The organism is Thermomicrobiales bacterium, from assembly GCA_041390825.1.
Lineage (GTDB): Bacteria > Chloroflexota > Chloroflexia > Thermomicrobiales > UBA6265 > JAMLHN01.
On the sequence record JAWKPF010000006.1, the window covers coordinates 1 to 24,051 of the forward strand.

Consider the following 24,051-nt stretch of genomic DNA (forward strand, 5'->3'; position numbering starts at 1 on the left):
CGGTTTGCGCCCAATCTCCCGCAGGCGCTGGCTGGCGCCCTGGACAACGCCAAGCAGGCGCTTGTGGACTATCTCCGCAGTGTCACGCTCGAATCGATGCTCGAGTCAGTAGAACAGTTCACCGCGCAAGGCAACGTGGCCAACCAACCCGCCGGACATTGTCGAACCGGCGAACGTATCTAACGAATCGACCGAATAACCGTCCTAAGAACGGCGCTTGGCGGCCGGATGTTCCCGGTTCTGCGCTTCGCGATAAGTGAAAGGTAAGACTTGGAATGGCAAGTATTGGATTGTCGAATCGCGTCAATGACAGCAACGTCAAGTGGTATACGTTGATCGCCGCCTGCTTCGCGCTCTTCATGGCGATGCTCGATAACCTCGTCGTCAACATTGCCCTGCCAACTATCTCGCGTGACCTCGATGCCCGCGCCACTCAGCTCCAGTGGGTCATTTCGGCCTATACGCTGGTCTTCGCCTCGTTGCAGATCACTGCAGGCGGTCTGGGCGACAAGTTCGGCCGGAAACGCTGGTTCATGATCGGATTGGTGATCTTCACCGTTGTTTCGGCAATCGCGGCGTTCTCCAACAGCATGAACATGCTCATCACCATGCGCGCCCTGCAGGGATTGGGCGCGGCGTTGATCATGCCGCTGTCGCTTTCGCTGATCTCCAACGCGTTCCCGCCGGAAGAGCGCGGCCGCGCCATCGGCATCTGGAGCGCGGTTTCCGTCTCGTCCATCGCTCTCGGTCCCGTCATCGGCGGCGCCATCGTGGAGTATTTCCACTGGGGCTGGATCTTCCTGATCAATGTGCCAATCGGCATCATTGCCCTGTTGGTGACCCAGGCAGTGGTGCGTGAATCGCGCGACGAGTCGGGCACGGTGGCGACCGATGTTCCGGGCACCATCCTCATCACCGCCGGGATCGCTGCGCTCACATGGGGCCTCATTCAGGCAGGAGAGCGCGGATGGACCGACACCTGGATCCTCATCGCCTTCCTGGCCGCGGCCATCATTCTGCCGGTCTTCGTCTGGGTGGAGATGCGCGCCGAGCGCCCGATGATCCCGATGAGCTTCTTCCGCTCGCGCACCTTCGTCGGGGCCAATATCGACTCGTTCATGATCGCGTTCCTGATCACCGGCGTCTCGTTCTTCATGACGCTCTATCAGCAGAACATCCACGGCTTCTCGCCCATCCGCACCGGTCTCGCACTGGTGCCGATGGTGGCGGTCATGATGGTCTTCTCTCCGCTCTCTGGCTCGATGGTCAACAAGCTCGGACCGCGCCGCCTCATCTCCTTCGGCATGATCGTGACCGGCATCGGCACGGGGCTCTTCCTCATGTCGGGCGTCGGGGTTTCCTACTGGCGCATCCTGCCGGCCTTCCTGGTGATGGGCTTCGGCATGAGTTTCATCTGGGCGCCCATGACCACTGCTGTCCTGAACAGTGTGAGTTCCGAGAAGAGCGGTATCGCCTCGGCAGTCAATGGCTCTCTGCGCGAGATCGGCACCGCGTTCGGCGTTGCCCTGCTGGGTACACTGGCCAACCGCGCCTACAAGAGCGAGTTCAATGGGAACTCGGACGTTCAGGCGCTGCGCGCCTCCGGCGGCGAGGCAATCGCGCCGGTCATCGATCTGGTTGGCGCGGGGATGAACAACGCCGGCCGGGTGCTGGGTCAGTTGATCGACAGTGGCGACTATCCGCAGTTGTCCGCAATCCCTGCTCAGGTAGTCCAAACCCTGGAGCATGTCAGCGCGGAAGCATTCATGGTGGGCATGGACCGCGCCATCATCTTTTCGACCGCTGGCATTATCATCGCCGCCGTCGTCTCCTACTTCCTCATCGAGGATGCGGTGGTGGAGCGTGCGCTGGAGCCGGATGGCGATCGCGAACCGCGCCCGGGGGATGTCGAATTTGCCCCCGGCGCAGCCGACTAGTTAGGAACAGTTGCCGGGACGGACGCGTGCCTCTGTCCGTCCCGGCTTCCCATTCGGGGGAACGCCCGATACCCGCTCGGGCAGCAAGCGAGCAGTGTGTGGGCAGGAGGAACACGTGGCAACGACATACGATCAATCGAACCGAAAAACACCGTCCAACAACGGCAAACCGGGGCTGTTGCGTCGCTGGATCGATACGGTCACCGCTCATCCAAAACGGGTGTTGCTGGTCTTCTTCGTGTTGATGGCCATTCTCATCGCAGTGGCATCCAGCGTGCGTGGCCATTTCGTCGATTCGTTCAGCCTGCCGGGCGCGGAATCGCAACGCGCCTACGACCTGCTCGCCGAGCGGTTTCCGGGAGCGTCGGGCATCACCGCCCAGGTGGTCTTCCAGGTCGACGAAGGCGGGAGCTTCCAGGATCCAGCGGTGCAGGAGCAAATCGAGACCCTGCTCGCCGAGATCGAACAACTCCCGCACGTCGCCTCGACTGTGTCACCCTATGAAGCTGAGTATCAGATCAGCCAGAACGGCAACATCGCCTACGCAACGGTCAATTACGACGTGCAGTTCGATGAGCTGTCGATTCCCGAAGCCGAAAAGCTGGTCGAGCTCACCGACGCCGCCAACAACGATCAACTGCGCGTGGTCGCCGGTGGCGACGCGACTTCGGTCACGGAGCAAGAATTCGGAAACACGGCCGAATTGGTCGGCATCATCGCAGCCGCCATCATCCTGTTGATCGCCTTTGGTTCCGTGGTCGCCATGGGCCTGCCGATCGCCACCGCGCTGATCGGTCTGACCATCGGCTTCATGGGCATCTTCATCGCCACCCGCTGGCTCGACATCGCAACTTTCGCGCCCCAGTTCGCCTCGATGATCGGTATCGGCGTTGGTATCGACTACGCGCTCTTCGTCGTGACCCGTTTCCGCGAAGGTATCCATGATGGGCTCACCCCGCGGGAGGCTACCGGACGCGCGCTCGATACCGCGGGCCGCGCGGTCATCTTCGCCGGCTCAGTCGTCGTCATCTCGATGCTCGGTCTCTCGGCCGTCGGCATCAAGTTCGTCGCCGCGCTGGGCGTCGCCGCTGCGATTGTGGTTGCAACAGCCGTGCTCGTGGCCTTCACCGTCTTGCCCGCGTTGCTCACGCTGGTCGGAACCCGTATCGACAAGTGGTCGGTCCGTCGCCCGGGCAGCAAGAACCGAGCGCCCGGGGAGCCATTTGGCCGCAAGATCAGCCGGCGCATTCAGGCCAAGCCCTGGCTCTATGCCATCCTCTCGGCCGGCTTCTTGATCCTGCTGGCCTTGCCAGTGCTCAAGATGGATCTTGGGTTCCCCGATGCCAGCGCCAATCCGTCCGACTTCCACACCCGGCAGGCCTACGATCTGTTGACCGAAGGCTTCGGCGAAGGTTTCAACAATCCGCTGCTGCTGGTGCTGGACGATAAGGACGGGGTGCAGCAGGAGACGATCGATTCGGTTACGAGCGCCGTCGCGCAAGTTCCGGGGGTCGTCCAGGTCGCGCAGCCGTTCACGAACGAAGCGGGCGACACCACGGTCATCACCGTGATTCCGACCGGAAACGCGAACAGCGACGAAGTGCTCGATCTCGTCCACGAATTACGTGATACCACGTTGCCGGCTGCCGTCGACGGTAGCGGCACGACCGCTTATGTCGGTGGCGGAACCGCATCATTCCTCGACTTCTCGGAAAAGATGGTCGAGCGCACCCCCTGGGTCTTTGTCGTCATCATCGGATTGAGCTTCATCTTGCTCACCATCGTCTTCCGCTCACCGGTGATCGCATTGAAGGCCGCCATCATGAACATCCTCTCGATCGCGGCTGCCTTTGGCGTGATCGTGGCGGTCTTTCAGCTCGGGTGGGGTCACCAGCTTTTCGGCATCGAAGAATCCCAACCCATCGCGGTCTTCCTGCCGATCTTCCTCTTCGCCATCCTCTTTGGGTTGTCGATGGACTATGAGGTCTTCCTGCTGAGCCGCATCCGGGAGTTCTGGGCGCATGGCCGCAACACCAGCGATGCCGTCGCCGACGGGCTCTCCGTTACCGCCCGGGTGATTACCGCTGCAGCCGCCATCATGATCTGCGTCTTCCTGGCGTTCGTGATGAACCCGGTCCCCGTCGTCAAGCAGATGGGCTTCGGCCTGGCGGTCGCCATCCTGATCGACGCCACCGTCGTCCGGCTGGTGCTGGTTCCGTCCACCATGGAACTGCTGGGCGATCGCAACTGGTGGTTCCCCTCATGGCTCGACCGCATTACTCCGCATGTCAACATCGAAGGGAAGACCGAACCCGCTCCACACGAGTTCGATCCTCTTCCGGGTTCCGCTGACTGATCTCCTCATTCAGCCGCACGGCAACACCCCAGATCTATTCGATCCGGGGTGTTGTCTCGCTCCCCTCAAAGCGACGGCCAGAGTGCCACCGCAAGCGTGACCGTTCCGGCCACCGCCATCGATCCGACCCAGACCAGATCGAGATTGAACCAGGCGCGCCGCAGGATGCCTACTCCGATCCAGCGATAGACGGCGATGGCCATGAGCCCCATCACCAGCAACATCGCCAGCGTGTGCAATGAAACCGCAGCCAACGCCTCGCCAAGCGCGCGCAAGCTGGAATCGCTTTCGGCCACCATGGGCATATGGTGCGCATGTCCCTCGGGCATCGGGCTCGCCATCGCCGCTGACGGCCCGTCATCTGAAAGTCCCGCCAGCGCGGGAATCAGCATCAATCCGGCGCCATGCGCCGCCGCCATAAGTGCCGACCAGGAAACCAGTTCGAGCGATGTCACGCGCATCCCCACCCAACGCGGATGCCGAAAGCGGGTCAGCACTTTGTAGGCAGCATATGCGAGCAGGATGAGCCCTCCAGCCGCCATCACGATCCGCTCCGGAAGAACGACCTGCAAGAGCCCGACCGGTATCGCAATGGCCGCAATCGCCAGCAGATGCCCTACCGCGATCGGTCCCAGCGCTTTCACTACCGCGCCCGTACGCCGCTCCTGAAAACCGATCGAGACGGCAAAGAGCCAGCCCATGGCCGGGTTGAGCCCGTGAAACGCGCCAAGCAGGGCCAACGTAACCCAGGGCAAGAGCAGAGAGATGTGATCCATCTGGAATCTCCTCCGTACCCACCTGAAGACGGTGCCGGGCCAGGCGAATTGCATCGCGTCTGGCCCGGCGCCGGTCGATCAGGCGAAGCAGTAGGAATCGGTCGAGGCGTCACCGCCCTGGAGCCGAACCTGATGCGGACGCTGGTCGCCGAAATCGACGAAGAAGTCGGGATCGAGCGTCATTCCGCCATCGGCATCGACGTTCGCCATCGCCATCCATCCCTTGACGCCATCCGGATAGAACTGGGCGTCCCACGGGAGGTAGAGCGAGTTCGTGAAGTAGACGCGGCGACCGTCGCGGCTCAGCTCGATCATCTGCGGAGCGCCATTGAGCGGTCCATCCGCGGCCGGATGCCCAGCTCGGCGCACGATGCCTCCGATCTGGATCGAGCCGGTCAACTTCGGCTCTTCCGGGTTGGAGACATCGTACTGGCGTAGCTCGCCGGTACCCCAACACGGCACGTAGAGGAAGCGATCGTCGAGGCTCAACGCAATGTCGGTCACCAGAGGTGGGACCGCCTTGAACGGTTGCAGCGCCGGCGGAAGCTGATCCTCCTCGGCCGGCTCAGCCATGATCTCGATGACCTTCTTGGCGTCCCAGGTCCCGTCGTCGTTGCGCTTCCACATGAAGATCGACGACGACAGATCCTTCAGGCTGAGAACGACATTGACGAACCCGTACGCCTTGGTCGGATTGTGTGCTGGACGCAACTCCAATACGATCTGGTTTTCCTTGCCCAGATCGATTGTCTGCGTGAGTTTTCGGTCGCGCAGGTTCCAGAAGTGCAGCTGGTGACCATACTGACCATCCAGCAACAGATCGGGCTGCACGCCGGTTTCGACCATGTTCGGAGTGCCCCATTCACTGGTGACCATGGTGTCATAGCCGAGATGCCACCAGAAGTCGTAGTGCAGATACTGGTCACCGCGATCGAGCTCCCATGGGCCCAACACGTCGAACGAGTCGTGATCGAGGACGACCACGCCACCGGGGCCATCGCCATCGGGCGCGCCGAGCGCGCTCACATAGATGCCATCGGTCCCACAATGGACGGTGTGACCGCGAGAATAGCCCGACCGCTCGGCCAGCTCGTCCGCTTCGATGGTCTTGACGATGCGCGGACGCGTTGGGTCTGGCTTCGTGTCGATGATGTAGATGCGGGACGACTTCAGCGCTGGAACGATGAGGTAGCGCCGCTCGACATGGGGATGCGCCGCATTGGGACAGAGCATCGAGCTGCAAGCATTCCAGTTGAAATGGTGCAGCTCATCCCCGGCATAGGACATCTCGACCTCGCCAATCTGCTGACCGTAGGTCGAGGAAGTTGGATTGGTGTCGATCACAACGATCGCGTCGGGGCGTTCGTCCCCATTGGGATTGACCCGCACAACATACGCGAACTCCTCCGGCGGGGCAGTCATTGCCAACCTGGCCGATGGATAGAACGTGGGGTCAGGGCGCCATACGGTCATCGATTGACTCCTTGTAATGGATGATGAAACCGGCTCGGACGCGGCAGCAGGATTCCCGCCGCCAAGCCGCAGTGAGAGCGCGGTCAACAAACCGCTGCCAGCAATTCCACCGAGAACGGTTCGGCGGGTGACGTCGGGCAACGCGGAAGATTGGTCCCTTTTTTCTCCGGTGAACATTGAAACGCTGTCCTTTCTTAGTTCACTGGCGTGCATCGGATCTCCTGGAGAACCAGCAGACTAGGCCTATCCCGGTGCAATCCAGCGATCGACAGAGCACTTATGAACAAACCGGCGATCGCGAATCGGCCGCCAACATCGTCATGCAGCGACTGCTCGGTAGCTATGGCAATGTGTGCCTAGTTTGGGGAGGTGAGCTACCTAGATTGGGGAGCGATGCCGACTTCCACGGCCTTCCGGGCAGCTTCGTCTCGTGAGCGGACGTCGAGCTTTGCCAGGATGGCGGTGATGTGGTGGCCGACAGTGCGCGGCGAGAGATAGAGCGCATCCGCGATGTCATTGGTGCGCCGGCCCTGCACGAGCATGGCCAGCACCTCCATCTCGCGACTCGTCAACTGGAAGGGGTTGGCTTGCGTGGTCGGGCGCGGCCCCCGCGGGAGTCGCTCGGCGCCAATTGCGCGCAACCGTTGGGTGGTGACGGCCGCGGCGCGCGTTGCGCCGAGCCGCACGAACTCCGCATACGCGTAGCGCAGCTCGGGTTCGGATTCGCTGTCGACCAGTGCCCAGGCAGCCTCGTGTGGACACCCAAGTTCTCGCCACCTGGCGGCGGCGGCCCGCCAATTCCCTGCGATCTGCAGCGCAAATGGCTCGAACGCATTCGTCGGTGCTTCCTCCAGCGCACCCGCTCGCCAGAGCCAATAGGCAAGCTGGCCGATATACCAACGATGCCCGCTTTCGAGAGCCAGATCGTAGATCGAAGCGGCTTCAGCCCGTGTGCGCTCCAGGTCGCCGTCGAGCCAAGCGGATTCGGCTCGAGCTGTGCGAACCGGGCAGAGCCGTTGCAACTCTCCCGTTCGCTCGGCCAGTTCCAGTGCTTCATCGAGGAGAAGTGACGCTGCAGGATCGCCGGTCCTCGCGTGTACTCGGCCAAGAACTGCCAGCGCCACGATCTTGCTTATGGGCGCCAGCCTGCGCTGCCGGAGAACGGCGTTTTCCTGTTCCACCGCCGCGGACCACTGTCCCTGATAGAGGTACGAGACACCACGCCATGCGTTGAGGTAGTTCGTGTAGGTGTCGATATCCCGATCTGAACAGTAGACAATCCCTTCGTCCAGCCAGGGATCGGAGTCTGCGAAGTCGTACATCTCACAGCGGCCGGTCGAAAGCAGGGTGTAGGCTCGGGCGGCATGCTCTTCGAGATTCCTGCTCTTGGCAATGTCCAGGCTGCGTTTGACAAGCGCTACTCCTCGCGGCACGTCGTCGGTGAGGAAGTAGGAGGCGCCGACGTTGGCAAGCGCATGTGCCAGCGTTTCCTGCTCGTCCATTTGCTCAGCCAGCGCGATCGCCTGTTGCCCCCGGGCGATGGCTTCCGGCGCATCCCACGCGAGCATGCTGAGCTGGGACTGCGCGCTATATGCCATCGCGAGTTCTGGCGACGGGGGCAACGCTTCGAGGATGCGCACCGCTTCCGCCAGGGTGTTTTCGGATTCCAGATTGTTCCCAGCGTACCAATGGAGCCTGGATAACCAACGTAGCGCGTCTCCCATCCGCAGTTGATCATTCTCAGCACGCCAGATTTCGATCGCTTCCTCGCATTTCGCAATCGCCCGTTCACTTTCATCCAGCACATAGATTTCGAACGACCACGCCAGGAGCAGCTCAGCCCGCGCCGCAGGTTCCAATGACCCGGCGAACTCCATCACACGCTGATACTGAGCCGCTGCCTCGCGATGTGACCGAAGCGCCGCTGCCCGGCGAGCCGCCGCAGGCCCATAGTCCAGCACCGCATCACGATCGAATCCGCATGCCGCATGATGGGTCAGGCGTACCAGGTCAGTCGATCCCGCGGCTCGCAACGCGGCAAGGACGCGCCGGTGCAGTTCGATCTGCCGCGGAGGGGAGATCTCTGCCAATACGGCAACGCGCGCAAGCTCGTGGCGAAATGCAAGCGCATCCCCCTGCGTACGCAACAATCCCTGGGCGATGCATTCCTCGGTCGATTCTGGTTGCGCCTGACTTACCTGTGACGCCAGCCACGACTCCGCTGGTGAGCCGATGACCGCAACGGCATCGAGGAGTTGCCTGGCAGCCGGTGACAGCCGATCTGCCCGGGCCAGAACGACATCCCGCACTGTGGCTGGCAATCCTTCGACCTTGCTTTCGAGAATCTCAGAAACAAAGAACGGATTGCCATTGGTCAGCCGAAAGAGCTCGTTCGGATCGATTCCCGATCCCTCGGAGAGTTGCGTGACGCCGGCCAACGAGAGTGGCGGCAAGTGCATCCGGCTAACGGCTGAAGCGGTGGCGAGATCCCCAAGCAGCCGGCGCATCGGGTGCCCCATGCCAATCTCATCGTCGCGGAAGGTGATGATCATGAGGATGGGAGCCGATCCAATCCGGCGACCCAGATAGCGAATCCCGTCGACGGCCGCGTCGTCGATCCAGTGCGCGTCCTCGATCACCATGATGGTGGTGGGGCCGCACGCGAGCGTAGTCAGGACCGTGCGAGCGATTTCGACTGGCGATGCAGACTGGTCGAGCAATGCGCTGATCTGTCCCTGCATCAACTCATCCATGTCGGCAAGGAGGCCATGCGGGCGCGGGGCAGTCAGCGGCTCGCAGGCGCCAACGAGCACGCGTTCAGAGGCGGAGCGACTGACGAATGCCTGCACGAGGCTCGTCTTGCCAACACCCGCTTCGCCGCCCAGAAGGAGCATGCGTCCATGTCCGTGGCTCGCCTGGGAGAGCAACGCGTTCAGATCGTCAAGGTAGGGGGTTCGCTCTAGGAGTTGCATCGATGTCTGCGATGTCGCCTCGGATCGGAACCCGTGAGGCTCACGACATTCAATTCCGGAACCTGAGCATGGCTCTGAACGTCGTTCGATAGCACCATCCTACCCCAGCGTGGCAACCATCGCAGTCACGGAATCGAGACCAAACTGCCTGTTGCGTGAGCCCTTTGAAATGAAATGCGCGTCTGCGCTGGTTGCCAGCACAGACGCACATTCAGAATCACTACGTGTATTCGCTACCCGTCCAGGCGGTAGAAGCGGAAGAAATCTGTCTCCACCGGCAGAATCTGGAAGCGCGTGAATCCGGCCGCTTCGGCATATTGCCGCATCGTCGAGCTGCGCATCACCGTCCCGGTTCCCACCGAACCTTCGTCCGCCATGCCAACCGGCAGACAGTGCAGCACGCTCCAGCCATACATGAAGCGCTCGACATCGTCGCCAGGAGCGACGAATTCGTCCTGCACTTTTTCGTCCATGACCAACACCGTGCCGTTCGGCGAGACCATGCGCCGCATCGAGCGCAGAACGCCGACAGGGTCGGACATGTCATGCACGCATTCGAAGGCGCAGGCGAGATCGTACTTGCCTTCGAGCGTGGGATCGCCCGCATCGCGCGCGATGGCGCGCACCCGATCGCTCATCCCCTCGGCCGCGATGTTCGCATTCGCTCGTTCGACCGACGCGACGTCGCTGTCGATTCCATCGACGATCGCATTCGGAAACGCTTTGGCCAACGCGATGCTCGACCAGGCGAATCCCATGCCAATATCGGCAATACGCGCATCGGGTTTGGCACGCAACGTCGCATAGACGTCCGGCATCGCAGGAATCCATTCCGAACCGAGTAGTTCAGTGAAGGCCGGCCGGTTGAACGCCGCTTGCCCTTCGAGAAACGTCTCGCCATAGAGCTCGTACGGCACACCGCCACCGCTCTTGAACGCCTCGACCACCAATTCGATCGGACGTCCGGCGCCAACCATTGCCTTTCCTGCGGCCGCCATGTAGTACGGACTGACTTCGTCGACCAACACCGGAACGAACGCGTCCGGTAGCCGAAACGACCGTCCTGCGAAGTCATCGCTTGCGCGCTCGACCTCGAGAATGCCCGTCACCGCCTGATGCTCGAGCCACTCACGCACATAACGCTCGGCCAAACCGGTGCGCGCGGCCAGCTCGACCGAGGTGGCCGGACCAAGTTCCGCAAGCGATCGATACATCCCAAGCCGGTCGCCCAGATAGACTGAACCCAAATCCTGGAAGGCGACCAGCGATTCGAACAATCGTCCCGCCAGCGCCTCCGCTCGCTCCGTATCGGAAACCACCGGTTCGAATACTGCAACCATCGTTCTGTTTACCCCTTACGTGACGCTTAATCGCATAGCGCGATTCCATTAAGAAACGGTCGCTCCAACGACCTTCCCTATGGTGCGGGCAACCAGGCGCCGGCAACATCGGCAAATCTGCTTAATTCAGGTCGGCCTTCTCAATAGCCTCGTCATACAAATGCACTACATCTCCCTGATCGGCGCCGACTTAATGTCGAGATAACCATCGAAGGGTCGCCGGCGGGAATGCTTATCGCAGTGATACGTCGGCTCCGAACAAAATGGACGGGAGAATGCGAATGGCCACGATCCTCACCGAAGTCGAGCTGCAGGACGCTGTGCTCCCACTGAGCCGGGAGCCATTTGCCTTTTGGCAATTCATCCGGCAGTTGGAAGCCACAGGCATGCAGGGCGAGATGCGCATGGTCGACGAGCAAACTGGCTGCGTGCTGCGCCGTTATCGCCTCGGGCAGCATCCGGAGGAAGGGGACCAGGTTCAGCCGCTTTCGGCGTAACGTCGATCGAGTCGGCGCTCCGCGCAGCTCTTCCACGTCCGCGGAGCAAGCAGGTTCCGATGCGGACGTGTGTGCATGGCCCTGAGCCGGCGGGCGATTGCCGGCTCAGGATTCCTTGCCACGGCTAGTGGTGATGCGCTCCGTCATCGCTCATGTCAGACTCCAGCTCGGCCTGCATCTCCGCGACATCCTCCCAGGACTGGACCATGAAGGCCCGCTCGTTGAACTGGGTGGTTTGCACACCAGTGGAATCGACGATCGAGATATCGATTCCAAGTGTCGCGGGGTCACCGGTCGACGCCAGCATCCGGGTCGAAAAGTGATTGGCGACACCATAGTCGTTGACGCCCGTGAAGATCTGCTCGCCACCGGCTGGCAATGTCACTTCTTCATCGACAACCGATTCGTTGTGATGTTTGGCGTGATCCATGATGATGATCGAGGGCCAAATGGTTACCTCGCTCTGCCCTCGGTTCGTGATGACGGCCGTGAAGGTATCGCCCAGGTGAATCGAGGGAGACGTTGCTCTCCAGAGATAGCCGAGTTCCTCGAAACGCGCCCGGCGAGCGATTCTCTCCTGGTCGCTATCGCTTCGAGGGTCCTGAGCCATCACCGCATCTGGCCCAAACCGAATCAATGCCGCCGCAGCCACACTTCCAGCCAGGAGGGTCCTGCGATCGAGTTTCTGACGAGTGATCTCTACCATGACAATCCCCTTTCTTCGTCGAATCGGGAGCTAACCGAACGCATCGGCTGGTACCAATGACCATGCTCACCGTAGGCAGCAATCGTGAAGTCCGTGTGAATCAGTCTCGATCAATTCGTGATGCGCCCAAGCCAGAACCGACATTCCTGCTTCGTTTCTGACGCCCTGCCACCGGGAGAAGCCGCACAAACCGGTGTGCCTGCTTGTCCATGTCAACCCACCATGCTACAGTGCAAAGGGCATCCGTACGTACACTCGGACCTTCCCGCATGCACGAGTGGAGCTGTTCTCGATGACTCGCCTCATCGCCTTCTTCAATCAAAAAGGTGGCACCGCCAAGACCACCAGCACCCTCAATGTCGCCGCCGCGTTGGCGGAACGAGGTCGACGTGTGCTCATGGTCGATCTCGATCCGCAAGCGAGTCTGACGATGGCCGTCGGGGCCGACATCGCTTCGATGGACGGCTCGGTCTATGACGTGCTGCTGGATGAGTCGGTCGATGTGCAGTCGGTCATCACCGGCACCACGATCGGTTCGGTCGAGCTGTTGCCGGCCCATCCCGATCTCGCGGCCGCCGAACTGGAGCTCCTGAACGAACTGGAACGCGAGCGCGTACTGGCGCACCGGCTGGAAACGCTCGATCTCTCCGCATGGGACTACGTGCTGATCGATTCACCCCCGGCGTTGAACATCATTTCGATCAATATCCTGGTCGCGGCTGACGCGCTCATCATTCCCATCGAACCGCATCCTCTTTCATTGATGGTGCTGAAGCGGCTCTTCGAAACGCTGGCCAAGATTCGCCGCCTCAATCCGAATCTGGAAATCCTCGGTTTCCTGCCGACCAAGGTGCATTCCAATTCCCGGCTGGCGACCGATATGCTGATCAGCCTCGAGGAGCAGTTTCCCGATCTGCCGTTGCTTCCGCAGATTCCCCTGTCGGTGCGCAGCGCGGAATCGGCCGCGGAACGCACCAGCGTCCTGGCTTATATGCCACGCTCTCCAGTGGCAGCGGCCTACCGTTCCGTCGCGGCCTGGATCGACGAGGACGGCATCGATGAACCCGTACCAGCAACGATCATGCTGACCGCGGAGGAGCTGCATGTCTAGCAGCACCGCCGGCCAGTCGGCCAAAGCGACCGCCAAGTCCGCCAAAGGCAAGCGCCGCTTCACGGTCGATTCGCTCTTCGAGGACAACCGCGCGCAAGCAGTGGGCGTCACCGATCTGCCGACCGCCAAGGAAATTCGGCTCGATCGCATCATGCCCGATCCGGTGCAGCCGCGCCGCACCTTCGATCCGATCCGCCTGGAGGAGCTCGCCGCCAGCATCACGCTGGAAGGTGTGTTGCAGCCGATCGTGGTGCGCTATGACACCGAGCAGGACATCTACATCATCGTGCACGGTGAGCGGCGATGGCGCGCATCGCGCGATGCCGGCCAGAAAACCATTCCCGCCATCGTGCGGGACGTGGCCGACGAGCACCGACTGATTCAGCAACTGATGGAAAACGTCGTTCGCGAAGACCTCAACGCTATCGACCGCGCTGCCGCGCTTCGCGCGCTCAAGTTGCAGATGGACGATGCCGCGTGGGAACAGGTCGCGGCTGCAGTCGGAATCCGCCGTAGCCGCTTGTTTCAATTGCTCGGCACGGAGAAACTTCCCGACTCCATCCAGGAAGACATTCGGGCGGGACGCCTCAGCGAAAAGCAGAGCCGTGCGTTGCAGGGACTCTCGCCGGATGCGCAGATCGCCTTGCGCGACTCGATCGTCGCCGACGATCTTCCTGCCGATGTCGCCATGAAACTGGCCCGCGCGCTGAAGAAAGCCAGCGCGCAACCCGGAGCGTTGCCGCCGGTGCTTTTGCTGGCCGAACTACGCGGCAAGCAGCCATCCCCTCCTCCCGAGGTTCCCACGTCAGCGCTCTTGAAGGCTGTCTCCGCTGCGGCCACCGGCACGGCCAGCGATCGCAAGCAGCTCGCCGAACTGGCGGACGCCGCATGGGCCACCCCGTACGAGCACGACCGGTTCGAAATGCAGGTAGCAGCGTTGGCCCGTTCGCTGGCACGGATGCCAGCCGCAGAGCTCCATCCTGGACGCCCAGCGCATACCCGTCTCCTCGAGCTGGACGCCGCGCTCCGGTCCATGACCGGGCACTAGCGCGAGGGGCGACTGAATCCGGCATCGCATATCGCCATGCACTTGTTCGCTGTGTCAGTCGACCAGAATCAGCCGCAAATGCAGCCGCGCATCAGCGCTGCCTTTGGGATCTGTGCCAGTTGCCTCGGTGCTCTTTGAAACTGGGCAACCCGGATTCATCTTCGAGGAAGGAACGCCGACCGCAGGGCACATGCCTATGAACTAGTGCGTTTAGCTTCGGATCACCAGTCGAACGCGTCCGGAATCGCTCCGGGCGCGTTCGTCGTTTAGCCCGTGTGAAGTCCGACTTTCCCTCCTGACTAAGCCGGTTGCCACGATCTAGACTCCATTTGCCGGCTGTTCCCGGCGGAATGAGTCGTCCACTGGCAACGCACGCGGCCAACTCGGCCAACACCTCTCTGCTCAAATGGGGCTGGCTCTCGATCGGGGCGGCCATCGTCACGATCGCGCTCAAGTTCGGCGCGTACTTCATCACCGACTCGATCGGTCTCCTGTCCGACGCGGTCGAATCGCTGGTCAATCTGGTCGCTGCCGGAACCGCGCTCTTCGCGCTGTGGTATTCCACCCGTCCCGTCGACCGCAGTCACAATTACGGGCACCAAAAGATCGAGTTCTTTTCCGCGGCCATCGAGGGCGCGCTCATCCTGGTGGCTGCTGGCTCCATCGTCTGGTTCTCGATTCAACGGCTAGCCGATCCACGGCCAATCGAATCGGTCAGTTTGGGTCTCTTCATCGCTGTGCTGGCGTCACTGATCAATTTGCTCCTGGCGCGCTCCATGCTCCGCGTCGGCCGTCGGCATGAATCGGTCGTGCTGGAAGCGGACGGTCAACACCTCATGACCGATGTTTGGACGACCGTTGGCGTCGTTGCCGCGTTGATCGTGGCAAGCGTCAGCGGGTGGCAGTGGGTCGACCCGGTGATCGGGTTGCTCGTGGCGGGCAACATCATTCGCATCGGTCTTGGGTTGCTGCGCGGTTCGTTCGATGGATTGATGGACCGCGCGGTCTCGCCAACCGAAGAACACCAGATTCGGCTGGCGATCGAAACCATGCTCCCCCCCGATGTCACCTACCATGCGCTGCGTACCCGCCGGGCAGGATCGCACCGTGTGGTCGATCTGCACCTGCTGGTGCCCGGCGCGCAACGGGTCCGCGACGCGCATCATCTGTCCAAGCGAATCGAAGACGCCATCGCAGGAACCTATCCGGGCACCGAAACGGTCGTTCACATCGAACCGGTGGAAGATCCGGACGCATGGCGTGATAGCGACCTGATCGACATCGAAGATGCGCGGCCCGTCTTCGACTTGCCAGACTTCCTTCAGGGTCCACCGAACATCGCCAACGGTGGAAATCCAGTTGCCGAAGAGCGTGCCAAGTAGTTGCATGCCCGATCCTGTGCGAAACTGACCAACACACACAGTGGATGAGCGAAAGGATTCACAATGGGCGTCATCAAGTATCGATTTGGACCAGCACTTCTCGCGGTTTGCGCGTTTGCGCTCGCTGGCGTTCTGACGCAACTCTCCGCTGGGGCGCAGGCGGTGAGCTCACTGCCAGTCGCGATCTATTCCGGCACCTGCGATTCGGAAACCATCCAGCACGTCGTCGATCTGGAGCCCATCGTCCCGGCGGCTTCTGTGGCTGGCGCGACCTTCGCCGGTAGCGATGCAGCCATCGACGTCGCTTCCTCGGTAACGACACTGGAGGGCAGCTTCGACGATGTCATGGCGAATGCGCCCTTGGCGATCATCGTCGCTTCCGGAACTGGCGCAGACGCGACTGAGCTCGCCTGCGGCGTGATCGGCGGGTTCGTTGCCAATGACTCTGTGGTCTTCGGCATCGACGACGCCAACAATTCCGGCATCTCCGGAATCGGCAGCGTGGCCGATCTTGGCGGTTCCGTGTCGATCACGGTGGTCCTGGGCGAGTTCCCGGTGAGTGATGCCGCCGGGACGGATGTGGCTGCTGCCGCTGCCACCGGTACAGCATGCGTGGATGCCACCGTGGCCATGGCCACCACGCCACACGGTCCGGCAACGAGCGACGATGCCGACGGCGATGGCATTGCAGACTCGACGGAAGCGTCGCTGGGCACCAACCCGAACAATCCGGACTCCGATGGCGACGGTATGCTCGACGGTCTCGAGACCGATTTCGATGCAACCGATCCGCTCGATGCCGATTCGTTTGCCATCGATTCCGATCTCGATGGACTTTCGGACGCGTTCGAAGCCGCTGTCGGTTCTGACCCGGCGCTCGCCGATACCGATGGAGATGGCGTTCCGGACGGCTGGGATATCTTCCTGGGCGGCGACCCACTCGATCCCGCATCGCCGGCAGCAACGGCCGATGCCGATCAGGATGGTCTCACCGATCTCGACGAGCTGCGGCTTGGCACCGATCCGGCGAACCCGGATAGCGACGGCGACGGAGTCCCTGATGGCGCCGAGGTTCAGGCCGGCACCAATCCAACCTCGGCCAACTGCTAGATTCTTGCGCCAACGGCTCCCGGTTTTTCCGGGAGCCGTTTTTCGTGCCTCCCGCCGTTGGTACCATTGCCAACCTCGAGGCCAATGTTCCCGCAGAGAGGCAATCATTCCGACATGAATCGACAGGCGCCCCTCATCACTGCGGACGCTTTCTTCACATCGTTGCGCGATCGAAGCGCAAGCGGGGTCTCCCTGATCGCCTGCGACGGCGGAGAAATGCCTGTGTCGGTCCGCATGGGAGACCCGTCCACGCTGGTCTATTCCTTCACCGGAGCCGCCGCCAACCGGGGTAACTTCACCTTGCCGCACTTTGCCGTGCATGGCTTGTCTAGCTACGTTCCCGCAACCATCATCGGCTTTTCCGATCCGTCGCTGACGCGGGACGATGCGCTCAAGACGGCGTGGTTTTCCGGGCATGAGGGTTTTCCGCTGCAGCGCATCTTGCCTGACCTGATCGAGGGAATGATCGAAAGCTTGGGGGCCCGTCGGGTCGTGTTCGTTGGCGGATCGAGCGGCGGGTTCGCGGCGCTCTACTACTCGTGGCACATTCCCGGCAGCGTCGCGGTCGTGACCAATCCGCAAACGAACTTTCAACGCTACATCCAACCGCCCATCGCCGACTACCGCACGGTCTGCTGGCCGTCACTGGCGGACAACCAGGCGCTGCCGACGGTGATCGATACCGATCTTTGCGCACTCTACGCCACGCGATTCGACAACTCAGTGATCTACCTGCAAGTGGCCAGCGACTATTCGCATCTGCAGGGGCAATTCGCGCCCTTCGTTGCCACGCTTCCAATCGGTTTCACCCGCCGCCTGATCGTCCGCATGGCGAACTGGGGACGGTGGGGGCACAAACCGGCTCCGGCGAGTATCTGGGTCCCCTGGGTGAAAGCCGCGTTGTCCGCCCCGGACACAACCGCCGCATCCCTCGAGCAAACCTGGGCGGAGCAGAATCCGCTTCAGCTCCCGTCACTGCCACCCAGTACTCGGCCATCCAGTAGAGATGAGCAGATCGCCGCGGAGCTTGCCCGGGCCGCCAGCCGACGAGTCATTCGATCCCAACCGACGAACTAGATCTTTCCCAGCCATCGTCGTTTTGAGGCTAAACGGGCAGTCCGTTCGGCAGAACGCTACTATTCCGCCTCGATGGCAGCTCGCCAGAAGCAGAGACGCCAGGACGGGCATGGGGCAATCCGAAAATCTTCTCGATACAGCGGCATTTCTCGCGGCGCTACGCGACCGTACCGCGCAAGGCGTCTGCACGATCGCACTCGACCACGGCGAGCTCCCGGTTTGGGTTTCCCTCCAGGATTCACCATCGGTCATTTTCACCTTCACCGGCGCTGCGAACCGAAACAAGCCGTTGCCGCAGTTCGCCTCGACCGGACTCGGAAAACGGGTTTCGGCTTCGGTCATTGCTCTGGCAGACCCGTCGCTCGACCGGCATGACGAGATGCGGCTCGCCTGGTACGCCGGGCACGAGGGCTTCGAGCTTCAGAGGATGCTGCCCGATCTCTTGCGGCAGATCATCGACAGCCTGGGAGCCACGCGCGTCGCGTTCGTCGGTGGATCGGGGGGCGGATTCGCCGCGCTCTATTACTCATCGAAAATCCCGGACAGTGTTGCCATTGTGCTCAATCCCCAAACGGACCTGAATCAGTATCACTGGGGTCACCGGCGGCGATATCGCGAGGTCTGCTGGCCCACCCTCGACCGCTACGCCGATCTGAACTCGGTAATCGATGCCAATCTGGCCCCGCTCTATGACGAGAACAGCACGAACACCGCGATTTTCATTCAAATCGCAAGCGACTATTTCCACTTGACCAAGCAGTTCGCTCCGTTTGTTGCCGCCCTGCGGCCTGGGTTTCGCAACCGGCTGATCGTGCGGGTGGCCAACTGGGGCGTGGAGGGGCACAAGCCCGCGCCGACCAGTGTCTGGATTCCCTGGTTGGTGGCCGCGCTCACTGCTCCGGACACATCCGCCACGTCTATCGAAGAAACCTGGAACGTGCAAAACCCGGTGCCACTCCCCCCACCCCGTGCGACCGCGCGGAGCAACGGCTCGGGTGCTGCCGCTGCGCAAGCGCCGGGCGCCGCGGATGTCGAACTCCCGATCAGACGCGCGGCATCGACTGTTCGTCCTGCGAATCGGGATGAGGAGATTGCCGCGTGGATCGCGCACAGCGCGACTGGGGCGTTGCTTGGGCGGCTCGCAACGCCGGACGACTCGGCGTGAATCGATTGGGTCGAGCCATCTCGACAGACGCCTATCTCGCGTCGCTGCTCGATCGAACCGCTGGTGGCGTCGCCACCATTGCCGTCGACGGAGGCGAGATCCCTCTGCTGACACAGCTCCAGGATTCATCGACCGTGGTGTTCTCGTTCTCCGGAGCAGTCGACCGCGCCAGGCACCCGCTGCCGTTCTTCACCTCGACCAGTCTGCACAAGCATGCGCCCGCGTCCATCATCGGCATTTCCGACCCCTCACTGGTCCGGGGCGAAGAGCTGAAACTCGCCTGGTACGCGGGAGACGACCGCTTCGCGGTGCAGCCGGCGCTCACCGAACTCATTCACCGGATCGTCGATGTCCTCGACGCAACCCGGGTCGTGTTTCTTGGCGGATCCGGTGGCGGATTTGCCGCGCTCTACTATGCCTGGCGCCTTCCCGGCAGCGTCGCGCTCGTTTCCAATCCGCAAACGAACCTGAATCACGCGATTCGCCTCCATCGGGATCGCTACCGGGCCGCATGCTGGCCGTCGCTTCCTGAACAGACATCACTGGCCCAGACAATCGATGTCGATCTCGGCGCGCTCTATGCCAGTCGCTGCGATACCTCGGTGATCTATCTCCAGGAAGCGAGCGACTTCTACCATGTCAAATGGCACTTCGGGCCCTTCGTTTCCCAGCTTCCGCGCGAGTACTCGGATCGACTGGTCATCCGCATGGCGCACTGGGGAAGACGTGGGCATCAGGCCGTCCCGGCCTACGTTTGGATTCCCTGGCTTCTCGCCGCGCTGACCGCTCCAAACACATCCGCGGCCGCTATCGAGCAGACGTGGGCCGAGCAAAACGCTGCCAGTCCAATCGAAGAACCGCGAGTCCCCAAACCCAAACTCGTCACCCGCGCCGCCAATCGCGATGAGCAGATTGCCGCCCGGTTGGCTCGTTCCGCGGCCAGAGTGCTACAGAAATCACCATCGTCTGAAAGGCTCCCGTCATGACATCCCCGTATTCCAATCTTCCCAGGCGCGCATTCTGGCGGCCAGCGGTAGCCGATCGGCACATCGCCGATTTCGAAGAGGTCGCGATCGGGCCGTTCTTCCACCCGGAGGACAAGATCGCCACCGCCGGGAGTTGTTTCGCGCAGCACATCGGCCGCAACCTCCGCAAGCGCGGGGTCGACTATCTCGATCTGGAACCCGCACCCTCCGGCTGCACACCGGAAGAAGCGCATCGCCACGGATTCGGGATCTTCTCCTGCCGCTATGGCAACATCTACACCGTTCGGCAGTTGCTGCAGCTCTTCCAGGAGGCGTTCGAGCTGCGCATTGCTGCTGACTTCGTCTGGGAAAAGGACGGACGCTTCTGGGACGCGCTGCGGCCGGGCGTCGACCCGGTTGGACATGCCCGGGCGGAAGACGTTTGGGCGTTGCGGGAAGTTCATCTGACCAAGGTGCAGGAGCTCTTCGAAACGGCGACCCTCTTCGTCTTCACGCTGGGGCTCACCGAAGCCTGGGAGTCGATCGAGGACGAAACCGTGTTCCCCACTGCGCCGGGCACGATCGCCGGGACCTTCGATGCGCAGAAGTACCGGTTCCACAACTTCCGCTATCCGGAAATCGCCGCCGATCTCGAACTGCTTTGGATCATGATGCGTGAGGTGAACCCCAGCATCCGCATGCTGTTGACTGTCTCACCAGTGCCCCTCACGGCAACCGCCTCGGACGATCATGTGCTGGTGGCGACGACGCAATCGAAAGCAACCTTGCGGGCGATCGCCGGCGACTTTGCCGCGACGCATGAGGACATCAGCTACTTTCCGTCCTATGAGCTCATTTCGACCCACCCGATCCGCGGTCAGTTCTTCAATCCCGACTTGCGGAATGTCAACGACGCCGGGGTCGACTACGTGATGTCGCACTTCTTCGGGAATGCAGCCGCGCCGGTAAGCTCCACCGTCGCGCCAGCAGCCCCTGCGGCGCCTGCTTCCCAAGAGAACGATGAAGAAGACGACCTCGAGCTCATTTGCGAGGAAGGACTGCTGGACCAGTTCGCCGACGAATAGCAGTTCGTCGTCCCACAAAAGAAAACGCCCCCGGCGGTCCCGGGAGCGTTTCCTTGAGAAGGGTGGGAAGGAAGAAGAACCTGTGTCGAACGGGGAGGGCCTGGCGGCCTACCACCAGTTGCGGCCGCCGTCGCGCGAATCGAAGCCAAACCGCAACGCGGCCAGATCGAGCGCAACCAGCGCTGCAATGATTCCAATGACGACGATAATCGCGCTATCCATCTAGATACGTATCCTCTCCTGCTTACCGGACCCAGCCGGCGCCATGCATGATTCGGTGAACATCATTGCCGATTCGCTCTGCCGCGCCGATGCCCACTTTGTTGAGTCGGGCGAGTTCGCGATCGGTGGCCGCATAGGCCATGGGGTACCGATCGGCTGGATCGGCGGGGCGATCCGACGTCACACTAATAATAAGTCGCTTACGTCCAAAAACCAAGGTCATTTCGGTGCCTCCTTTGCCGCTGGCCGCGATCACATTTCGACCCGCGAGACCTGCCGATTACCGCGCCGTCTGGCGATCTCATGTTCGCCTCGGCAGTCACAGATAGAACGTGGCATGACCGCGCGTGTGAGATCGATTTGGGATGAAATCCTCCGCAAGCTGTGCGGACAATCTCTCCACCTCGATTGTGCATTCGGCGCGGAGTGTGGATGGTCAAGCGAGGGTTATCTCTGGCGGCTTTCGGGCGCGCATAGACCCGGATCGAGAAACGGCTCCCGGGTGTTTCCGGAAGCCGTTTCTTCGTCGAGAGGGTGGGAAGGGAGAAGAAATCTGAATCAGTCGCGGCTCGCCCGGCGGCTTACCACCAATTGCGGCCACCGTCGCGGGTGTCCGCGCCGAAGCGCAGCGCCACGAGATCGAACAGGATGAGAGCGGTCAACGCTCCAAGCAACAACGCAAAACCACTATCCACAGCCTTATTTCCTCGCTGATTATCGGGTCGAACCAACACCGCGCATGAGGCGATGAATGTCCTGGTCGATACGGCCCACCGCCCCGAGGTCCAACGTGTTGAGCCGGGCAAGCTCGTGATCGGTGGCCGCATAGGCCATGGGGTATCGGTCCTCAGTCCTTTCGGGCTGCCCCGGTGAAAAGCTAATCGTCAGCCGGCGACGTCCAACAACCAGTGTCATATCAACACCTCCTACTGCCGCAAATCGTTGTCAATTGCGATTCGCGAAACCTGCCGATTACCGCGTCGTTTGGCGCTTTTTCATGCGCCCCGGCAGACATACATAGGACGTGGCGAGGTCACGGATGTGAGATCCGCTTGGTCCTCTTCTCGACCGTCTCAGGCCCCAGGACTCCGGACTCCGGACCCCGCACCCGCTAATCCACCTTAACCCAGTCGCCTGCGAATCGACGGATGCGGGACTCGTCCAGGGCGATACCGAGTCCGGGGGCGTCGGGGATGGAGATGGTGTGCGAGGAGTACCACGATCGGGCATTCCCAATATCCTCCGCCAGCATGATCGGTCCGCCCATCTCGACCGTTTGCACATTGCCGCGCGAAGCGGCGAAATGGAGTCCGGCAGCCGAAGCGATCGAGCTTTCCACCATGGTGCCAACCTGCGACGCGATCCCCGCCGCGCGTGCGATCGCATCGACCGACAACGCCGGATAGAGTCCGCCGGTTTTCATCAGCTTGATGTTGACCAGGTCGGCGGCTTCCAGTTGCACGACCTGCAGCATGTCGGCCGGCCCGTGACATGCTTCGTCCACCATCGTGCGCGCGCCACTTCCTTTGCGCGCCGCGGCAAGCTCATCCAGATCGTGTTGCGACACGGGTTGCTCGATGTAGTCGGGCGCGAACTCCTGCACGGCGATCATGGCGGGAATGGCGGTTTCGGCATCGACCCATCCCTGATTGACATCGATCTTGATACCAATGTCGGGGCCGATTGCGTCGCGCACAGCGCGCACCCGAGCGATGTCCTTGGCGACATCGTCTTTCTGCCCGACCTTGAGTTTGACCGTGGTGAACCCATTGGCGACGTGGCGCATTGCGTCGGCGGCCATCTCCTCCGGTTCGCGCATGCTGACGACGCGGGAGATTTGGACCGTCGATTTCGAGCCACCGAGCAGCGCCCAAACCGGGAGCCCGGCCGCGCGTCCGGCAAGATCGTGCAAGGCAATATCGATGGCGCAGCGGGCGGTCGGCTTGCCGGGCAGCAGCCGCTCGAGCTCGCTCATGGCGAGATCGCGGCGACGGCTGTCGAAGCCGAGCATGCCGGGCGCGCCAGTTTCCAGCAGGTCTTCCAGCAACGTGGCCGGAGTTTCGCCGGTGACGGTTTCGTCCGGAGTGCCTTCGCCCCAGCCAGTGTTTCCCGCCCGGTCGGTGATGCGCACGAGCACCGATTCCACACCCGCCGCCGCGCCGTACGAAATGATGAACGGTTCGATCAGCGGCAACTCGATGGGAATGACCTCGATGGAAACGATCTCGCGCGAGTTCATCATTCGTTCTCCGTTTCTTCGATCGTTTCCTCGAACATTGCCGCCGGTTCCAGCAGCAGGCGGGACTGGCTTCCCGTTCGGGCCGCGCCAGAGACGAAATAGCCCGCAGCGAAGGCCAACTCGATCTTCTCGCGGGTTTCCATGCGATAGCGCATGGCGGTGTCGAATTCGGCTTTGACCAGGGTGTCGATATCGCCCGGGATGGTGACGACCAACTGCGGCGCCCCCAGCGATCTGGCCGAAACCTCCTCCAACCCATCGAGCGCCTGGTCGGGGATTGGCACGTACGAACCGGTCAACCGCTCCAGCGTGCGTTCGGTGCGCAAGGGCCAGCGCAGAAGCAGGCGGTCGGTCGGCATGCCGCCGTAGAGCCCCGCCGCGAAGTTCGCGCCGTATTTGTCGCGGGTGTACGACACCCCCAACGCGCCCAACCGCTCGAAGTTGAGGCGGGCATTGGCGGCGCGCAACGGATCGACCGTCCAGCGAATCGATCCCAGCCCGCGTTCTCGCCCAATCAGCGCCTGCAACCGTTTCATTTCGAAACCAATGCCGAGCGAGCGCGCGTCTTCCACGACGACCAGGAAGTCGGA

21 protein-coding genes are annotated in these 24,051 nt (G+C 62.0%); 12 read left to right on the plus strand and 9 right to left on the minus strand.

Annotated elements, in window-relative coordinates; all coding sequences use genetic code 11:
* The 3 genes from R2855_02480 to R2855_02490 form a co-directional block, all read left to right on the plus strand.
* On the plus strand, positions 1-183 hold a 183-nt coding region (locus tag R2855_02480; protein MEZ4529873.1), incomplete at its 5' end, for a hypothetical protein.
* 92 nt (positions 184-275) lie between these two features.
* Entirely contained in the window at positions 276-1,937 is a 1,662-nt protein-coding gene (locus R2855_02485; protein MEZ4529874.1) for an MFS transporter, read from the plus strand.
* 115 nt (positions 1,938-2,052) lie between these two features.
* Positions 2,053-4,293 carry an MMPL family transporter gene (locus tag R2855_02490; GenBank protein MEZ4529875.1) on the plus strand — a complete coding sequence of 747 codons (2,241 nt, stop codon included), beginning with the start codon at positions 2,053-2,055 and terminating at the stop codon, positions 4,291-4,293.
* Between the two features lie 65 nt (positions 4,294-4,358).
* Here R2855_02490 and R2855_02495 read toward each other — a convergent pair whose 3' ends face one another.
* The 4 genes from R2855_02495 to R2855_02510 all read right to left on the minus strand — a co-directional run bounded on the left by R2855_02495 (position 4,359) and on the right by R2855_02510 (position 10,854).
* Positions 4,359-5,069, minus strand: coding sequence for a hypothetical protein (locus tag R2855_02495; GenBank protein ID MEZ4529876.1), 711 nt, complete (start codon positions 5,067-5,069; stop codon positions 4,359-4,361).
* Positions 5,070-5,147: 78 nt separating this feature from the next.
* The gene (locus tag R2855_02500) at positions 5,148-6,542 is read right to left on the minus strand and encodes a selenium-binding protein SBP56-related protein (protein MEZ4529877.1); all 1,395 of its coding nucleotides are present in this window, start codon (positions 6,540-6,542) and stop codon (positions 5,148-5,150) included.
* 374 nt (positions 6,543-6,916) lie between these two features.
* A complete protein-coding gene (locus R2855_02505; GenBank protein ID MEZ4529878.1) occupies positions 6,917-9,514 on the minus strand; it encodes a LuxR C-terminal-related transcriptional regulator in 2,598 nt (865 codons plus the stop codon).
* A 233-nt stretch (positions 9,515-9,747) separates the two neighbouring features.
* Positions 9,748-10,854: a class I SAM-dependent methyltransferase gene (locus R2855_02510; protein ID MEZ4529879.1), complete on the minus strand. Its 1,107-nt coding sequence runs from the start codon at positions 10,852-10,854 to the stop codon at positions 9,748-9,750.
* A gap of 281 nt (positions 10,855-11,135) precedes the next feature.
* Between R2855_02510 and R2855_02515 the strand changes: the two genes are divergently transcribed.
* Positions 11,136-11,351, plus strand: coding sequence for a hypothetical protein (locus R2855_02515; GenBank protein MEZ4529880.1), 216 nt, complete (start codon positions 11,136-11,138; stop codon positions 11,349-11,351).
* A 124-nt stretch (positions 11,352-11,475) separates the two neighbouring features.
* On the opposite strand, the gene R2855_02520 is transcribed toward R2855_02515, so the two are convergent.
* Positions 11,476-12,057: a hypothetical protein gene (locus tag R2855_02520; GenBank protein MEZ4529881.1), complete on the minus strand. Its 582-nt coding sequence runs from the start codon at positions 12,055-12,057 to the stop codon at positions 11,476-11,478.
* 292 nt (positions 12,058-12,349) lie between these two features.
* Between R2855_02520 and R2855_02525 the strand changes: the two genes are divergently transcribed.
* The 8 genes from R2855_02525 to R2855_02560 all read left to right on the plus strand — a co-directional run bounded on the left by R2855_02525 (position 12,350) and on the right by R2855_02560 (position 21,000).
* Positions 12,350-13,168 (plus strand): ParA family protein, encoded by an 819-nt coding sequence (locus R2855_02525; GenBank protein ID MEZ4529882.1) that lies wholly within the window; start codon positions 12,350-12,352, stop codon positions 13,166-13,168.
* Positions 13,161-14,216, plus strand: a complete 1,056-nt coding sequence (locus R2855_02530) for a ParB/RepB/Spo0J family partition protein (protein ID MEZ4529883.1) — start codon at positions 13,161-13,163, stop codon at positions 14,214-14,216. Before R2855_02525 ends, R2855_02530 begins: the two co-directional genes overlap by 8 nt.
* 350 nt (positions 14,217-14,566) lie before the next feature.
* Positions 14,567-15,598, plus strand: a complete 1,032-nt coding sequence (locus tag R2855_02535) for a cation diffusion facilitator family transporter (GenBank protein MEZ4529884.1) — start codon at positions 14,567-14,569, stop codon at positions 15,596-15,598.
* A gap of 63 nt (positions 15,599-15,661) precedes the next feature.
* Entirely contained in the window at positions 15,662-16,708 is a 1,047-nt protein-coding gene (locus R2855_02540; protein MEZ4529885.1) for a hypothetical protein, read from the plus strand.
* 114 nt (positions 16,709-16,822) lie between these two features.
* Positions 16,823-17,785, plus strand: a complete 963-nt coding sequence (locus tag R2855_02545) for a hypothetical protein (GenBank protein MEZ4529886.1) — start codon at positions 16,823-16,825, stop codon at positions 17,783-17,785.
* A gap of 109 nt (positions 17,786-17,894) precedes the next feature.
* Complete coding sequence (locus R2855_02550; GenBank protein MEZ4529887.1) at positions 17,895-18,950, plus strand: alpha/beta hydrolase; 1,056 nt, start codon at positions 17,895-17,897, stop codon at positions 18,948-18,950.
* Entirely contained in the window at positions 18,884-19,936 is a 1,053-nt protein-coding gene (locus R2855_02555) for a hypothetical protein (protein ID MEZ4529888.1), read from the plus strand. The genes R2855_02550 and R2855_02555 overlap by 67 nt, the downstream gene beginning before the upstream one ends.
* Entirely contained in the window at positions 19,933-21,000 is a 1,068-nt protein-coding gene (locus R2855_02560) for a GSCFA domain-containing protein (protein ID MEZ4529889.1), read from the plus strand. The genes R2855_02555 and R2855_02560 overlap by 4 nt, the downstream gene beginning before the upstream one ends.
* 244 nt (positions 21,001-21,244) lie before the next feature.
* Here the strand turns inward: R2855_02560 and R2855_02565 are convergent, their stop codons facing one another.
* From R2855_02565 to R2855_02580, 4 genes are all read right to left on the minus strand, one after another.
* The gene (locus tag R2855_02565; GenBank protein MEZ4529890.1) at positions 21,245-21,445 is read right to left on the minus strand and encodes a hypothetical protein; all 201 of its coding nucleotides are present in this window, start codon (positions 21,443-21,445) and stop codon (positions 21,245-21,247) included.
* Between the two features lie 491 nt (positions 21,446-21,936).
* The gene (locus R2855_02570) at positions 21,937-22,137 is read right to left on the minus strand and encodes a hypothetical protein (GenBank protein MEZ4529891.1); all 201 of its coding nucleotides are present in this window, start codon (positions 22,135-22,137) and stop codon (positions 21,937-21,939) included.
* 196 nt (positions 22,138-22,333) lie between these two features.
* Complete coding sequence (locus tag R2855_02575) at positions 22,334-23,464, minus strand: dipeptide epimerase (protein ID MEZ4529892.1); 1,131 nt, start codon at positions 23,462-23,464, stop codon at positions 22,334-22,336.
* Complete coding sequence (locus R2855_02580) at positions 23,461-23,997, minus strand: hypothetical protein (GenBank protein MEZ4529893.1); 537 nt, start codon at positions 23,995-23,997, stop codon at positions 23,461-23,463. The genes R2855_02575 and R2855_02580 overlap by 4 nt, the downstream gene beginning before the upstream one ends.
* Between the last annotated feature and the right edge of the window lie 54 nt (positions 23,998-24,051).